Source organism: Pseudomonas monsensis, from assembly GCF_014268495.2.
GTDB classification, from domain to species: domain Bacteria; phylum Pseudomonadota; class Gammaproteobacteria; order Pseudomonadales; family Pseudomonadaceae; genus Aquipseudomonas; species Aquipseudomonas monsensis.
The window spans coordinates 34,625-49,204 of sequence record NZ_CP077087.1; the positions used below are offsets into that span (position 1 = coordinate 34,625).

General features: G+C 62.0%; 14 protein-coding genes. 12 read left to right on the forward strand and 2 right to left on the reverse strand.

Annotated features, from left to right (window positions below; all coding sequences use genetic code 11):
- Window positions 1-6: 6 nt before the first annotated feature.
- The gene (rph, locus tag HV782_RS00165; protein WP_123469854.1) at window positions 7-729 is read right to left on the reverse strand and encodes a ribonuclease PH; all 723 of its coding nucleotides are present in this window, start codon (window positions 727-729) and stop codon (window positions 7-9) included.
- Window positions 730-999: 270 nt separating this feature from the next.
- Here rph and HV782_RS00170 point away from each other — a divergent pair, with 270 nt between their 5' ends.
- The 6 genes from HV782_RS00170 (at window position 1,000) to HV782_RS00195 (ending at window position 6,305) form a co-directional block, all read left to right on the forward strand.
- Window positions 1,000-1,863: a YicC/YloC family endoribonuclease gene (locus HV782_RS00170; RefSeq protein ID WP_186743957.1), complete on the forward strand. Its 864-nt coding sequence runs from the start codon at window positions 1,000-1,002 to the stop codon at window positions 1,861-1,863.
- 12 nt (window positions 1,864-1,875) lie between these two features.
- Window positions 1,876-2,496: a guanylate kinase gene (gmk, locus tag HV782_RS00175; protein ID WP_123469858.1), complete on the forward strand. Its 621-nt coding sequence runs from the start codon at window positions 1,876-1,878 to the stop codon at window positions 2,494-2,496.
- A gap of 168 nt (window positions 2,497-2,664) precedes the next feature.
- The gene (rpoZ, locus tag HV782_RS00180) at window positions 2,665-2,928 is read left to right on the forward strand and encodes a DNA-directed RNA polymerase subunit omega (RefSeq protein ID WP_123469860.1); all 264 of its coding nucleotides are present in this window, start codon (window positions 2,665-2,667) and stop codon (window positions 2,926-2,928) included.
- A gap of 57 nt (window positions 2,929-2,985) precedes the next feature.
- A complete protein-coding gene (spoT, locus tag HV782_RS00185; protein WP_123469862.1) occupies window positions 2,986-5,091 on the forward strand; it encodes a bifunctional GTP diphosphokinase/guanosine-3',5'-bis pyrophosphate 3'-pyrophosphohydrolase in 2,106 nt (701 codons plus the stop codon).
- Window positions 5,092-5,115: 24 nt separating this feature from the next.
- Window positions 5,116-5,496 (forward strand): RidA family protein, encoded by a 381-nt coding sequence (locus HV782_RS00190; RefSeq protein ID WP_014340863.1) that lies wholly within the window; start codon window positions 5,116-5,118, stop codon window positions 5,494-5,496.
- A 68-nt stretch (window positions 5,497-5,564) separates the two neighbouring features.
- Window positions 5,565-6,305: a putative periplasmic lipoprotein gene (locus tag HV782_RS00195; protein WP_128615337.1), complete on the forward strand. Its 741-nt coding sequence runs from the start codon at window positions 5,565-5,567 to the stop codon at window positions 6,303-6,305.
- 137 nt (window positions 6,306-6,442) lie between these two features.
- Here HV782_RS00195 and HV782_RS00200 read toward each other — a convergent pair whose 3' ends face one another.
- Window positions 6,443-7,300, reverse strand: coding sequence for an SDR family oxidoreductase (locus HV782_RS00200; RefSeq protein WP_186743955.1), 858 nt, complete (start codon window positions 7,298-7,300; stop codon window positions 6,443-6,445).
- A gap of 188 nt (window positions 7,301-7,488) precedes the next feature.
- Between HV782_RS00200 and exbB the strand changes: the two genes are divergently transcribed.
- From exbB to HV782_RS00230, 6 genes are all read left to right on the forward strand, one after another.
- Window positions 7,489-8,445 (forward strand): tonB-system energizer ExbB, encoded by a 957-nt coding sequence (exbB, locus tag HV782_RS00205; RefSeq protein ID WP_123469868.1) that lies wholly within the window; start codon window positions 7,489-7,491, stop codon window positions 8,443-8,445.
- A 6-nt stretch (window positions 8,446-8,451) separates the two neighbouring features.
- Window positions 8,452-8,880 carry a TonB system transport protein ExbD gene (gene exbD, locus HV782_RS00210; protein ID WP_123469870.1) on the forward strand — a complete coding sequence of 143 codons (429 nt, stop codon included), beginning with the start codon at window positions 8,452-8,454 and terminating at the stop codon, window positions 8,878-8,880.
- The gene (locus tag HV782_RS00215; RefSeq protein WP_186743953.1) at window positions 8,877-9,623 is read left to right on the forward strand and encodes an energy transducer TonB family protein; all 747 of its coding nucleotides are present in this window, start codon (window positions 8,877-8,879) and stop codon (window positions 9,621-9,623) included. Before exbD ends, HV782_RS00215 begins: the two co-directional genes overlap by 4 nt.
- A 269-nt stretch (window positions 9,624-9,892) precedes the next feature.
- Window positions 9,893-10,822, forward strand: a complete 930-nt coding sequence (locus HV782_RS00220) for a hydrogen peroxide-inducible genes activator (protein ID WP_007920331.1) — start codon at window positions 9,893-9,895, stop codon at window positions 10,820-10,822.
- Between the two features lie 9 nt (window positions 10,823-10,831).
- Window positions 10,832-12,907 carry an ATP-dependent DNA helicase RecG gene (gene recG, locus HV782_RS00225; protein WP_186743951.1) on the forward strand — a complete coding sequence of 692 codons (2,076 nt, stop codon included), beginning with the start codon at window positions 10,832-10,834 and terminating at the stop codon, window positions 12,905-12,907.
- A 79-nt stretch (window positions 12,908-12,986) separates the two neighbouring features.
- A complete protein-coding gene (locus HV782_RS00230; RefSeq protein WP_128615334.1) occupies window positions 12,987-14,387 on the forward strand; it encodes an aminoacyl-tRNA deacylase and HDOD domain-containing protein in 1,401 nt (466 codons plus the stop codon).
- Window positions 14,388-14,580: the final 193 nt, after the last annotated feature.

Consider the following 14,580-nt stretch of genomic DNA (forward strand, 5'->3'; position numbering starts at 1 on the left):
ACCTGCTCAGTCGGCCAATGCCGCCTGTTGCAGTTCGAAGATTTCGTTCATGCCTTTCTTGGCCAGTTCCAGCATGGCGTTCAGGTCTTCAGGCTGGAACGGTGCACCTTCGGCAGTGCCCTGCACCTCGATGAAGCCACCGGTGCTGGTCATCACGACGTTGAGGTCGGTCTCGGCAGCGGAATCTTCAAGATAGTCCAGGTCCAGCACTGGCTCGCCCTGATACATGCCGACCGACACTGCGCCGATCATTTGCTTGAGCGGGTCGCCGCCCTTCAGGCCGCCACGCTTCTTGATCACTTTCAGTGCATCGACCAGCGCAACCATGGCACCCGTGATGGAAGCGGTGCGGGTGCCGCCGTCAGCCTGAATCACGTCGCAATCGACGTACAGGGTCACGTCGCCCAGCTTGGACATGTCCAGTGCAGCGCGCAGGGAACGACCGATCAGACGCTGGATTTCCAGAGTACGACCGCCCTGCTTGCCACGGCTCGCTTCGCGCTGGTTACGCTCGCCGGTCGCACGCGGCAGCATGCCGTATTCGGCAGTCAGCCAGCCCTGGCCCTGGCCCTTGAGGAAACGCGGCACGCCGTTTTCGACGCTGACGGTGCAGATGACCTTGGTATCACCGAATTCGACCAGTACGGATCCCTCGGCGTGTTTGGTGTAGTTGCGGGTAATGCGGATCGAGCGGAGCTGATCGGCAGCGCGACCACTTGGACGTTTCATAGGGAATACCTGTACTGGGGACGGAAAACTGCCGAGCATTATAGAGCGCTGCACCGCACCTGAGCACTCGTTAAAAATTCCGGGTGACGACCGAAGGCGCTAGAACACGCATAACCGACGGCCTGCAGCCCTTTGTCACACCGTGTGTTTGGGCGCATTCGCCGCACTGCGCTACAATCCTGCGCCTTTGCTGCCAGTCGGCTTTAATTCATTCATATCGAGCCTGCGGAACTGACGTTTCGCGCCGATCTGCATTGCGAGGTCACCGCCATGGTGCACAGCATGACCGCCTTCGCCCGCGTCGAGAAAGCCGGCGTCCAGGGCACCCTGAGCTGGGAGCTGCGCTCGGTCAACAGCCGCTATCTGGAACCACACCTGCGCCTGCCGGAGTCGTTTCGCGACCTCGAAGGCGCTGTGCGTGAAGCGCTGCGTCAGAGCCTGTCGCGGGGCAAACTGGAATGCACCCTGCGCTTCACCGAAGAAAGCACCGGCAAGCCGCTGCAGGTCGACCGCGAGCGCGCTGCGCAACTGGTCGCCGCCGCCGAGACAGTTGCCGGCCTGATCAAGAACCCTGCCGCATTGAATCCACTGGAAGTGTTGGCCTGGCCGGGCGTTCTGGTAGCTGACGCCACCGATCCGCAGGCGTTGAATGCCGAGGCGCTGGGCCTGTTCAATCAAGGTCTGAAAGAACTGAAAGCCGGCCGCGAGCGCGAAGGCGCGGAGCTGGCGCGACTGATCAATGAGCGCCTGACGTCCATTGAAGAAGACGTCGTGACCCTGCGTGAACTGGTACCGCAGATGCTCGCCACCCAGCGCCAGAAAGTCCTCGACCGCTTCGCCGACATGAAGGCCGAACTGGATCCACAGCGTCTGGAACAGGAAATGGTCATCCTCGCGCAAAAGAGCGACGTAGCCGAAGAACTGGATCGCCTGAGCACCCACATCATCGAAGTGCGCCGGGTGCTCAAATCCGGCGGCGCGGCCGGACGCCGCCTGGACTTCCTGATGCAGGAACTCAACCGCGAAGCCAACACACTGGGCTCCAAGGCCTTCGACCCGCGCAGCACCCAAGCCGCCGTCAACCTCAAGGTGTTGATCGAGCAGATGCGCGAACAAGTGCAGAATATTGAGTAAGGCTACCCCGACATGACCCACAACACCGGCACCCTGTACATCATTTCCGCGCCATCGGGCGCGGGCAAGAGCAGTCTGGTCAAGGCTTTGACCGACGCCAACCCGGAGATTCGCGTGTCGATCTCCCACACCACCCGCGCCATGCGCCCGGGTGAAGTGGACGGCGTGAACTATCACTTCGTGACCCGCGAAGAGTTCGTGAAGATGGGCGAACACGGCGACTTCCTTGAGCGCGCCGAAGTCTTCGGCAACTTCTACGGCACCTCGCAAAGCCGCCTGCAGCAGACACTGGACGAAGGTCACGACCTGATCCTGGAAATCGACTGGCAAGGCGCCGAGCAAGTGCGCAAGCTGATGCCGCAGGCACGCTCGATCTTCATTCTGCCGCCATCGCTGCAGGCCCTGCACCAGCGCCTGACCAATCGTGGCCAGGACAGCGACGAGATCATCGACGGCCGGATGCGTGAAGCCGTCAGCGAGATGAGCCATTACGTCGAGTACGACTACCTGATCATCAACGACGATTTCGCCCACGCGCTGGACGACCTGAAAGCGATTTTCCGCGCCAATCAGTTGCAACAGAAGCGCCAACAGGTGCGTTTCGGCAAGTTACTGGCCGAACTGCTGGGCTGAAACAGCACTTCCCAAAACTGCTGCAAGGGCTTTACATTGGTGCTTGCAGCGCGTTGAAGGGTCTGGTCAAAAAATCAGCGCTTCCCTAATCGCTGGTGATTTTTTAAACTGCTCAGTCCGCTCGCCCACCCGGGCAGCGCGCATATTGCATTCGCTCCGAGGAATACCATGGCCCGCGTAACCGTTGAAGACTGCCTGAACCACGTGGAAAACCGTTTTGAACTGGTCATGCTGTCCACCAAGCGTGCCCGTCAACTGGCCACCGGCGGCAAAGAGCCACTGGTCCAGTGGGAAAACGACAAGCCGACCGTTGTCGCCCTGCGTGAAATCGCTGAAGGCCTGATGAGCTACGAGTTCATCGCCGAGCAGGAAATTGTCCATGAAGACCCGGTCTTCGCCGCGTTCGAGGACGAGTCCAACGAGGCCGTCTAAGCCTATGCCTGGTCGACGTAGCACGGCGCGGGAAAACAGCCTACGGCAGGAGTCATCATGCCGAGCATAGACGCCCTCGCCGATCGCTTATCGACCTACCTCGGCAATGACCAGGTCAACCTGGTCCGCCGAGCGTATTTCTACGCCGAACAAGCCCATGACGGTCAGCGCCGTCGCAGCGGCGAGGCGTACGTCACGCATCCTCTTGCGGTGGCGAATATCCTTGCCGACATGCACATGGACCATCAGAGCCTGATGGCCGCGATGCTGCATGACGTGATCGAAGACACCGGTATCGCCAAGGAAGCGCTGCAAGCGCAGTTCGGTGAAACCGTGGCCGAACTGGTCGACGGGGTCAGCAAACTGACCCAGATGAACTTCGAGACCAAGGCCGAGGCCCAGGCCGAAAACTTCCAGAAAATGGCCATGGCCATGGCGCGCGACATTCGCGTGATCCTGGTCAAACTCGCCGACCGCCTGCACAACATGCGTACGCTGGAAGTGCTTTCCGGCGAAAAGCGCCGGCGCATCGCCAAGGAAACCCTCGAGATCTACGCGCCCATTGCCAACCGGCTGGGCATGCACGCCATTCGTATCGAATTCGAAGACCTCGGCTTCAAGGCCATGCACCCAATGCGTTCCGCGCGGATCTACCAGGCGGTCAAGCGCGCCCGGGGCAACCGCAAGGAAATCGTCAACAAGATCGAAGAATCCCTCGGCCACTGCCTCGCTATCGACGGCATCCAGGGCGAAGTCAGCGGTCGTCAGAAACACCTCTACGGCATCTACAAGAAAATGCGCGGCAAGCGTCGGGCCTTCAACGAGATCATGGACGTCTATGCGTTCCGGATCATCGTCGACAAGGTCGATACCTGCTACCGCGTACTAGGCGCTGTACATAATTTGTACAAACCGTTGCCGGGACGCTTCAAGGATTACATCGCGATCCCCAAAGCCAACGGCTATCAGTCGCTGCACACCACGCTGTTCGGCATGCACGGCGTGCCGATCGAGATCCAGATCCGCACCCGCGAAATGGAAGAGATGGCCAACAACGGCATCGCTGCCCATTGGCTGTACAAGTCCAGTGGTGACGAGCAGCCCAAAGGCACCCATGCCCGCGCCCGTCAGTGGGTCAAAGGCGTGCTGGAGATGCAGCAACGTGCCGGCAACTCGCTGGAATTCATCGAAAGCGTGAAGATCGACCTGTTCCCGGACGAGGTCTACGTGTTCACGCCAAAAGGCCGGATCATGGAGCTACCGAAAGGCTCCACGGCGGTCGACTTTGCCTACGCGGTGCATACCGACGTCGGCAACAGTTGCATCGCCTGCCGGATCAACCGTCGTCTCGCGCCGCTGTCCGAACCGCTGCAAAGCGGCTCCACGGTCGAGATCGTCAGCGCACCGGGCGCACGGCCGAATCCGGCGTGGCTCAACTTCGTGGTCACCGGCAAGGCGCGCACGCACATCCGCCATGCGCTGAAACTGCAACGCCGCTCCGAATCCATCAGCCTCGGCGAGCGCCTGCTGAACAAGGTGCTCAACGGCTTCGACAGTTCGCTGGAGAAGATCCACGCCGAGCGCGTCAAGGCGATGCTCGCCGAGTACCGTCTCGAACTGATCGAAGATCTGCTTGAAGACATCGGCCTGGGCAATCGCATGGCCTACGTGGTCGCCCGCCGCCTGCTCGGCGAAGGCGAGCAATTGCCGAGCCCGGAAGGTCCGCTGGCTATTCGCGGCACCGAAGGCCTGGTTCTGAGCTACGCCAAGTGCTGCACACCGATCCCGGGCGACCCGATTGTCGGCCATCTGTCGGCAGGCAAAGGCATGGTCGTGCACCTGGACAACTGCCGCAACATCAGCGAAATCAGACACAACCCGGAAAAATGCATCCAGCTCTCGTGGGCCAAGGATGTCACCGGCGAATTCAACGTCGAACTGCGCGTCGAACTGGAGCACCAGCGCGGCCTGATCGCCCTGCTGGCCAGCAGCGTCAACGCGGCCGACGGCAATATCGAAAAAATCAGCATGGACGAACGCGATGGTCGCATCAGCGTCGTGCAACTGGTGGTCAGCGTCCACGACCGTGTGCACCTGGCCCGCGTGATCAAGAAGCTGCGCGCCCTGACCGGGGTCATTCGCATCACCCGCATGCGTGCATAACTCACACCTAACAAGGAGTCATACATGACCAAGACCGTTATCACCAGCGACAAGGCCCCAGCCGCCATCGGTACCTACTCCCAGGCGATCAAGGCCGGCAACACCGTCTACATGTCGGGTCAGATTCCTCTGGACCCAAAAACCATGGAACTGGTTGAGGGCTTCGAAGCCCAGACCGTCCAGGTGTTCGAGAACCTCAAAGCCGTGGCTGAAGCCGCTGGCGGTTCGTTCAAGGACATCGTCAAGCTGAACATCTTCCTCACCGACCTGAGCCACTTCGCCAAGGTCAACGAGATCATGGGCAAGTACTTCGACCAGCCATACCCGGCCCGCGCCGCCATCGGCGTTGCAGCCCTGCCAAAGGGTGCGCAGGTTGAAATGGATGCCATTCTGGTCATCGAGTGATGCGCACGGCGCGGCCTGATACGCCGCGCCGACTGCTCAGCAAGAAAAGGTTTTGAAAGGATTCCACCATGCGCAAAGCGCTAGCTCTCCCGCTGCTCGCCATTTTCCTCGGCGGCTGCGCCAGCAACCCTGCCGACCGTGACATCAGCGGCACCTGGATCAATCAGGTGGCGATCGATGCCGCTGCCAAGGGCGGCCCCCTGCGCGAAGCGCTTCAGGCTTACGGCCCGAACCTTGAGTGGGACATCAACACCAAGGCCGGCCAGGCCCGCTACACCAACGGTTTCGAGAACGTCGAAGGACGGCTGCAGGGCGAACAGTCCGGCGCCTGGAAAGTCGACTTTTATGGCAGCTCCAGCAGTGAGCTGAAACGCGACGGCGGCCGGATGAAACAAGCGGCCACCGAGAACGAGCCCGACCAATTGTTCGACCGCGCGCAAATCCCGGTGCCGGAAGGCGCGCCAATCGGCGCCAGCTTCGAACGCGCACTGTATTCGGCGTATCTGGGCGGCAGCTGGAAGATTGCCAGTGGCGACGGCGAAGGCAACACCGTGCAGTTCCAGGCTGACGGCCAGGTTTCCGGCCTGCCCGGCGCTGACCGCTATGCGCTATGCCTGGCGGGCGACTGCGCTTCGATGAACAGCGACCACGACAGCATGTGGCTGCAACTCAACGGCCAGGGCAACAACTGGATCTTTGCCCGCAAAGGCAGGGCACTGGAGATTTTCCAGGCAGTGAACACTGCATTGGCGGATGAAATGCCGCAGTTCACCCCCGGTGAGCGCAAGTGGTTGCTCGAAAAGCAGTAACCGCACCTGGGAGCAACACATAATCCTGTGGGAGCGGGCTTGCCCGCGATGAGGCCAACAGACTCAACACTTTAGTTGACTGCCAAGCCGCCATCGCGGGCAAGCCCGCTCCCACAGTCGTGTGTGGTGTTCAGATGTCAGCATTGACCTTCAAGAATCGCGGCATAGCCCTCGCGATAAGTCGGATACGTCGGTGTCCAGCCCAACGCTTTGGCCCGGGCATTGCTGCAGCGCTTGCTGCCGGTGCGACGCACGCTGGCGTCTTCCGCCCATTCGGTAACCCCAAGATAATCACGCAGCCAGCCCACCACCTCGGCCAACGGTGCCGGGGCATCGTCGACGCCGATGTAGAAATCCTCGAGTTTCACGCCCTGCCGATCCTTCTCCAACAGGAACGCTAGCAATCCGGCCGCGTCGTCAGCGTGAATCCGATTGCCATACAGCGGCGGCTCGACCGCCACGCGATAACCGCGACGCACCTGAGTCAACAGCCACTCACGGCCCGGGCCGTAGATGCCGGTCAGGCGCAGGACGCTGGCCGGAATGCCACTGTTGAGCGCCACTTGCTCGGCTTCGAGCATCAATCGCCCCGAGTAACCGGTCGCAAGCGTTGCGGAATGCTCGTCCACCCATTCGCCATTCTGCTGGCCATAAACACTGCTGCTGGAAACAAAAATCAGCCGCTCCGGCACCTGACCATAGTCGCCCAACCAACTCAGCACGTTCTGCAAACCCTGGACGTAAGCCGCGCGATAACCGGCCTCGTCGTGATCGGTGGCGGCTGCGCAATACACCAGGTAATCCACCGCACCCACCGGCCAGGTCGCCGGGCAATCTTCACTGAACAGGTCACCCGCAACGCCGATCACGCCGTCGGGCAGGCGCGAAATGTTGCGGCGCAGGCCATGAACCTCCCAGCCGGCGTTCAACAATTGCGTAGCCAGACGACTGCCGACATCACCACAACCGGCAATCAAAACAGAAGGCGCGGACATCAGAAAACTCCCATCGGAAAGGAACAGACTAGCCCCGGTGAAGGACGAACGGCTAGCAATCGAGGAAAAAAAGATACTCTATTACTTTTGTTAACAAGAATTACTTGCAATAATGCACGCCACTTTTGTTCTCGGCCTCACGAGGCCTGGAAGAGCAGCAACGTTTTTCTATCTCAGGTCCGGCCAGCATGACACGTAATCAAACCTCCGCTTCGCCAACCAATCGACCTCGCGCCTGGAGCACCGTAGCGGCTCTGCTGCTCAGCCTGATGCTGGCACCGACCGCCGCTTTCGCTGACGCTCAGGCACCCGCCACTCCAGCCGCCACCGAGCAAAGCGCACCTGCCGCCACTCCGGTTGCCCCGGCCGCTACCGATCCGGTGCAGGCTGTCGATGCTGCCGACGTCCCTGAAGTCCTCGAAGCCGACAACTCCCTGGGCATGGCCCACGACCTGTCGCCTTGGGGCATGTACCAGAACGCCGACATTATCGTGAAAATCGTGATGATCGGTCTGGCCATCGCTTCCATCATCACCTGGACCATCTGGATCGCCAAAGGCTTCGAGCTGATGGGTGCCAAGCGTCGTCTGCGTGGCGAAATCGCCGCCCTGAAAAAAGCCGCCACCCTTAAAGAAGCCAGCGCCACGGCGGCGAAGGAAGGCACCCTCGCCAACCTGCTGGTGCATGACGCCCTCGAAGAGATGCGCCTGTCGGTCAACAGCCGCGAAAAGGAAGGCATCAAGGAACGCGTCAGCTTCCGTCTCGAACGTCTCGTCGCCGCCTGCGGTCGCAACATGAGCAGCGGCACCGGCGTGCTCGCCACCATCGGTTCCACCGCGCCGTTCGTCGGCCTGTTCGGTACCGTGTGGGGCATCATGAACAGCTTCATCGGCATCGCCAAGACCCAGACCACCAACCTTGCCGTCGTCGCGCCGGGCATCGCCGAGGCGTTGCTGGCCACTGCACTGGGTCTGGTTGCAGCGATTCCAGCCGTTGTCATCTACAACGTGTTCGCCCGCTCCATTGCCGGTTACAAGGCGCAGGTGTCCGATGCCTCGGCGCAGGTGCTGCTGCTGGTCAGCCGCGACCTCGACCACCAGCCTGAGCGCAGCAGCTCGCAACCGCACATGGTGAAAGTGGGGTAATCGGCCATGGGCCTGCATTTGAAAGAAGGCGCAGACGACGATCTGGCCGAGAACCACGAAATCAACGTCACGCCGTTCATCGACGTGATGCTGGTGCTGTTGATCATCTTCATGGTGGCCGCACCGTTGGCCACCGTCGATATCAAAGTCGACCTGCCAGCCTCGACCGCCAAACCGGCGCCACGCCCGGAGAAACCGGTGTTTCTCAGCGTCAAGGCTGACCAGCGCCTGTACATCGGCGACGACGAAGTCAAAGCCGACACCCTTGGCGCCGCGCTCGACGCCAAGACCAAAGGCAAGAAAGACACCACCATCTTCTTCCAGGCTGACAAAGGCGTGGACTACGGTGACCTGATGAGCGTGATGGACAAGTTGCGCTCCGCCGGCTACCTGAAGGTCGGTCTGGTCGGGCTTGAGACGGCTGCCAAGAAATGATCAAGACGCGCCATAAGCTGACGCGTTACGGCGGTAGCCTGGCCGTGGTGCTGGGCGTGCATGCGCTGGCCATCGCGCTGGCGCTGAACTGGACCGCCCGCCCGCCCATCGAACTGCCACCGCAGGCAATGATGGTCGAACTGGCACCGGTTCCGGCACCGCCACCGCCGGCTCCGCCGAAAGTCGTCACACCGCCGCAGCAGCCGGCTCCGGTGGAAGAGTTGCCGATTCCGAAACTGGCTGAAGCACCGAAAGCCGAAATCGCGGTGCAGAAACCCAAGCCCAAGCCAAAGCCTAAACCGCCGAAGCCGGTCGAGAAAAAGCTGCCTGATCCGCCGAAGGAAAAACCTTCCGAGGAAAAACCGGCCGATACGCCACCGACCCCGGCACCGACGGAGAAATCCGCTGCGCCTGCGCCGGGCCCGTCGCCGGCACAGTTGGCGGCCAAGGCCAGCTGGCAAGGCACCCTGCTCGCACACCTGGCCAAGTACAAAAAGTACCCGCAAAGTGCTCAGGCTCGCGGCAAGGAGGGCTTGAACCGTCTGCGCTTTGTGGTCGATGGCGAAGGCAACGTATTGTCGTTCGAACTGGTAAGCCGCTCCGGCAACGCCGATCTGGACCGGGCCACCCTGGAAATGATCCGCCGCGCGCAACCGCTGCCCAAGCCACCAGCCGACATGTTGACCAATGGCTCGATCGAAATTGTGGCGCCGTTTGTGTACTCACTCGATCGCCGCCGCTAAGCAACACCGCAATACCCTGTGGGAGCGAGCTTGCTCGCGAAGGGGCCAGGTCAGTCAGAGCAGTTTCGTCTGACATACCGCATTCGCGAGCAAGCTCGCTCCCACAGGATGATGTAATAGCCAGCCAAAAAGGCACCGAAAGGTGCCTTTTGCGTATCTGCACGCGGCAAACCCACATTGGCCGGTGTCGCATTCCTCACTCAGTCTGATAACGTGCGCCTATCAATTGCAGCCGGTATGCTTGGCCTGCATCTTCATGGACGCTTGCTATGACCCTCACTGAATTACGCTACATCGTTACCCTCGCCCAAGAGCAGCACTTCGGCCACGCCGCCGAGCGTTGCCACGTCAGCCAGCCAACCCTGTCGGTAGGCGTGAAAAAGCTTGAAGACGAACTCGGTGTGCTGATTTTCGAGCGCAGCAAAAGCGCCGTGCGCCTGACCCCGGTCGGCGAAGGCATCGTCGCCCAAGCGCAAAAGGTGCTCGAGCAGGCGCAAGGCATTCGTGAACTGGCCCAGGCCGGCAAGAACCAGTTGACCGCACCGCTGAAAGTCGGCGCGATCTACACCGTCGGGCCGTACCTGTTCCCGCACCTGATTCCACAACTGCACCGGGTCGCCCCGCAGATGCCGTTGTACATCGAAGAAAACTTCACCCACGTGCTGCGCGACAAACTGCGCAACGGCGAGCTCGACGCGATCATCATCGCCCTGCCGTTCAACGAAGCCGACGTGCTGACCCTGCCGCTCTACGACGAGCCGTTCTACGTCCTGATGCCGGCCCAGCACCCGTGGACACAGAAAGAAACCATCGACGCCGGCCTGCTCAACGACAAGAGCCTGCTGCTGCTCGGCGAAGGTCATTGCTTCCGCGATCAAGTGCTCGAAGCCTGCCCGACCCTGACCAAAGGCAACGACGGCGCCAAGCACACCACGGTCGAATCCAGCTCGCTGGAAACCATTCGGCACATGGTCGCCTCCGGCCTGGGCATCTCGATCCTGCCATTGTCGGCCGTCGACAGCCATCACTACGCCCCCGGCGTCATCGAAGTGCGTCCGCTGTCACCACCGGTACCCTTCCGCACCGTGGCCATCGCCTGGCGCGCGAGCTTCCCGCGGCCGAAAGCCATCGAGATCCTCGCCGATTCCATTCGCCTGTGTTCGGTGGCCAAGCCAGCGGCACCGGTCACCGCCGGTTAAGCGAGCGTCATGACGGAGCTGTCGCAAGTGTCGGTGACGGCACTCAAGGGTGTCGGCGAAGCCATGGCCGAGAAACTGGCCAAGGTCGGCCTGGAGAACCTGCAGGACGTGCTGTTCCACCTGCCGCTGCGTTATCAGGATCGCACCCGCGTGGTGCCGATCGGTGCGTTACGGCCGGGTCAGGACGCCGTGGTCGAAGGCACCGTCAGCGGTGCCGACGTCGTCATGGGTCGCCGTCGCAGCCTCGTTGTGCGCTTGCAGGACGGCACCGGAGGCTTGAGTCTGCGCTTCTACCATTTCAGTAACGCGCAGAAAGAAGGCCTCAAGCGCGGCACGCGGGTTCGCTGCTACGGCGAAGCCCGGCCCGGCGCTTCAGGGCTGGAAATCTACCACCCGGAATACCGCGCCATCACCGGTGACGAACCGCCGCCCGTGGATGAAACCCTGACCCCGGTCTACCCGCTCACCGAAGGCCTGACCCAGGCGCGTCTGCGCCAGTTGTGCATGCAAACGCTGACGATGCTCAAGCCGGCCACCCTGCCCGACTGGCTGCCGACCGAATTGGCGCGCGACTACCAACTGGCGCCGCTGGCCGATGCGATTCGCTACCTGCACAACCCGCCCGCCGATGCCGACGTCGATGAACTGGCCCTCGGTCATCACTGGGCCCAGCATCGCCTGGCCTTCGAAGAGCTGCTGACCCATCAGTTGTCCCAGCAACGCCTGCGTGAAAGCATGCGTTCATTGCGCGCACCGGCGATGCCAAAAGCCACGAAGCTGCCGCCGAAATACCTCGCCAACCTCGGCTTCAACCCGACCGGCGCGCAACAACGTGTCGGCAACGAAATCGCCTACGACCTCAGCCAGCACGAACCGATGCTGCGGCTGATTCAGGGCGACGTTGGCGCCGGTAAAACCGTGGTCGCCGCCCTCGCCGCCCTGCAAGCTCTGGAGGCCGGTTATCAGGTCGCGCTGATGGCGCCGACCGAGATCCTCGCCGAACAGCACTTCATCACCTTCAAGCGCTGGCTCGAACCGCTGGGCATTGAAGTCGCCTGGCTGGCCGGCAAGCTCAAGGGCAAGAACCGCGTCGCCGCGCTGGAGCAGATCGCCAGCGGCACACCGATGGTGGTCGGCACCCACGCGCTGTTCCAGGACGAAGTGCAATTCAAGAACCTCGCACTGGTGATCATCGACGAGCAGCACCGCTTCGGCGTGCAGCAACGTCTGGCACTGCGGCAGAAGGGCGTTGGCGGGCGCATGTGCCCGCATCAACTGATCATGACCGCCACGCCGATTCCGCGCACGCTGGCGATGAGCGCCTACGCCGACCTCGACACCTCGATCCTCGACGAATTGCCGCCCGGGCGCACCCCGGTCAACACCGTGCTGGTCACCGACACCCGCCGCGTCGAAGTCATCGAACGGGTGCGCAGCGCCTGTGCCGAAGGGCGTCAGGCCTATTGGGTGTGCACGCTGATCGAAGAGTCGGAAGAGCTGACCTGTCAGGCCGCCGAAACCACCTTCGAAGACCTCACCGCCGCCCTCGGCGAGCTGAAAGTCGGGCTGATCCACGGGCGCATGAAACCTGCGGAAAAAGCCGCAGTCATGGCCGAATTCAAGGCCGGCAATCTGCAACTGCTGGTCGCCACCACGGTGATCGAAGTCGGCGTCGATGTACCCAACGCCAGCCTGATGATCATCGAAAACCCCGAGCGCCTCGGCCTCGCACAACTGCACCAACTGCGTGGCCGGGTTGGCCGGGGCAGCGCGGTCAGCCATTGCGTGCTGCTCTACCATCCTCCGCTGTCACAGATCGGTCGCCAGCGCCTGGGCATCATGCGCGAGACCAACGATGGTTTCGTCATCGCCGAAAAAGACCTCGAACTGCGCGGCCCCGGCGAAATGCTCGGCACCCGCCAGACCGGCCTGCTGCAATTCAAGGTTGCCGACCTGATGCGCGACGCCGACCTGCTGCCCGCCGTCCGCGACGCCGCGCAAGCCTTGCTGGAACGCTGGCCGACCCACGTCAGCCCGTTACTCGACCGCTGGCTGCGCCACGGACAGCAATACGGCCAAGTGTGAGCACCGTCGCAGTTTCTGACCCCCCGTTCCAACCAAGCTGGTTATACTCCTGCAATTGTTTCAAAAACGGATACAGACCATGACTGACGCAGCTCTCGCCCCCGAACTCCCGCACGCGCCGTCTGTAATTCGGCTGCTGCTCGGCAAGCTGGGTATCGCCTACGAAGAGGTGCTCGACCACCACGGTCTCAATGCTTCGCGCAAGGTACAAGCCGTGTTGCTGGACGATGCCGTCGGCGCGCTGATGGTGCTGTTTCCGCAGAGCCAGTTGCTGGACCTCAACCGCCTCGCCGAACTCACGGGCCGTCGCCTGACCGCCGTCTCCACCGAACGCCTGGAAAAAATGCTCGGCAAACACAGCCTGAGCCTGCTGCCGGGCCTGCCGGCACTGACCAGTTCGCCGTGCCTCTACGAAGAAAGCCTGCTGCGTGAGCCGAAGTTGCTGATCAACTCCGGCGAGCCGGGCCTGCTGCTGGAAATCGCCAGCGAAGACTTCAAGACCATGCTGACCAAGGCCAGCGCCGCCAACTTTGGCGAAGCCCTGAGCAGCATCCGCCCGAACCTCGACCGCCCGGACGATGACCGCGAGGAAATCACCCAGGCTGTGCAAGCGTTCACCGCGCGGCGGATTCAGCAGCGTCTGGAAGCGACCATCGAGATTCCACCGCTGGCCGAAACCGCGCAAAAAATCATCAAACTGCGCGTCGACCCCAACGCCACCATCGACGACATCACCGGCGTCGTTGAAACCGACCCGGCGCTGGCCGCGCAAGTGGTGAGCTGGGCGGCGTCGCCGTACTACGCCTCGCCGGGCAAGATCCGTTCGGTGGAAGACGCGATCGTCCGCGTGCTCGGTTTCGATCTGGTGATCAACCTCGCGCTGGGCCTGGCCCTCGGCAAGACCCTGAGCCTGCCCAAAGACCACCCGCAACACACCACACCGTACTGGCAGCAGTCGATCTACACCGCCGCCGTCATCGAAGGCCTGACCCGCGCCATGCCGCGCGCCCAGCGCCCGGAAGCCGGCCTGACCTATCTGGCCGGCCTGCTGCACAACTTCGGCTACTTGCTGCTGGCCCACGTGTTCCCGCCGCACTTCTCGCTGATCTGCCGTCACCTGGAGGTCAACCCGCACCTGTGCCACAGCTACATCGAGCAACATCTGCTCGGTATCAGCCGTGAACAGATCGGCTCGTGGCTGATGCGCTACTGGGACATGCCCGATGAACTGGCCACCGCCCTGCGCTTCCAGCACGACCCAAGCTACGACGGCGCCTATGCCGAATACCCGAACCTCGTCTGCCTGGCCGTACGCCTGCTGCGCGGTCGCGGCATCGGCTCCGGCCCCGACGAAGACATCCCCGACGCCCTGCTGGAACGCGTCGGCCTGACCCGCGACAAAGCCAACGACGTGGTCAGCAAAGTCCTCGAAGCCGAAGTCCTGCTACGCGAACTGGCCTCGCAGTTCAGCCAGGCCTAAACGCATCGCGGGCAAGCCTCACTCCCACAAGATCAACACAATCCCTGTGGGAGGGGGCTTGCCCGCGATGAATCCAACCCAATTTACCTGTCTGACACAAAACCTGTGGTGAGGGGATTTATCCCCGACCGGCTGCGCAGCAGTCGCAAACCCAGCCAACAGTGTGTGTCAGTTATATCGAGGTCTCAGGTTT

Excerpts from the sequence above, each read along its gene's own strand:
- rph (WP_123469854.1), bottom strand. The coding sequence starts at position 729 with ATGAAACGTCCAAGTGGTCGCGCTGCCGATCAGCTCCGCTCGATCCGC.
- HV782_RS00170 (WP_186743957.1), top strand. The coding sequence starts at position 1,000 with ATGGTGCACAGCATGACCGCCTTCGCCCGCGTCGAGAAAGCCGGCGTC.
- gmk (WP_123469858.1), top strand. The coding sequence starts at position 1,876 with ATGACCCACAACACCGGCACCCTGTACATCATTTCCGCGCCATCGGGC.
- rpoZ (WP_123469860.1), top strand. The coding sequence starts at position 2,665 with ATGGCCCGCGTAACCGTTGAAGACTGCCTGAACCACGTGGAAAACCGT.
- spoT (WP_123469862.1), top strand. The coding sequence starts at position 2,986 with ATGCCGAGCATAGACGCCCTCGCCGATCGCTTATCGACCTACCTCGGC.
- HV782_RS00190 (WP_014340863.1), top strand. The coding sequence starts at position 5,116 with ATGACCAAGACCGTTATCACCAGCGACAAGGCCCCAGCCGCCATCGGT.
- HV782_RS00195 (WP_128615337.1), top strand. The coding sequence starts at position 5,565 with ATGCGCAAAGCGCTAGCTCTCCCGCTGCTCGCCATTTTCCTCGGCGGC.
- HV782_RS00200 (WP_186743955.1), bottom strand. The coding sequence starts at position 7,300 with ATGTCCGCGCCTTCTGTTTTGATTGCCGGTTGTGGTGATGTCGGCAGT.
- exbB (WP_123469868.1), top strand. The coding sequence starts at position 7,489 with ATGACACGTAATCAAACCTCCGCTTCGCCAACCAATCGACCTCGCGCC.
- exbD (WP_123469870.1), top strand. The coding sequence starts at position 8,452 with ATGGGCCTGCATTTGAAAGAAGGCGCAGACGACGATCTGGCCGAGAAC.
- HV782_RS00215 (WP_186743953.1), top strand. The coding sequence starts at position 8,877 with ATGATCAAGACGCGCCATAAGCTGACGCGTTACGGCGGTAGCCTGGCC.
- HV782_RS00220 (WP_007920331.1), top strand. The coding sequence starts at position 9,893 with ATGACCCTCACTGAATTACGCTACATCGTTACCCTCGCCCAAGAGCAG.
- recG (WP_186743951.1), top strand. The coding sequence starts at position 10,832 with ATGACGGAGCTGTCGCAAGTGTCGGTGACGGCACTCAAGGGTGTCGGC.
- HV782_RS00230 (WP_128615334.1), top strand. The coding sequence starts at position 12,987 with ATGACTGACGCAGCTCTCGCCCCCGAACTCCCGCACGCGCCGTCTGTA.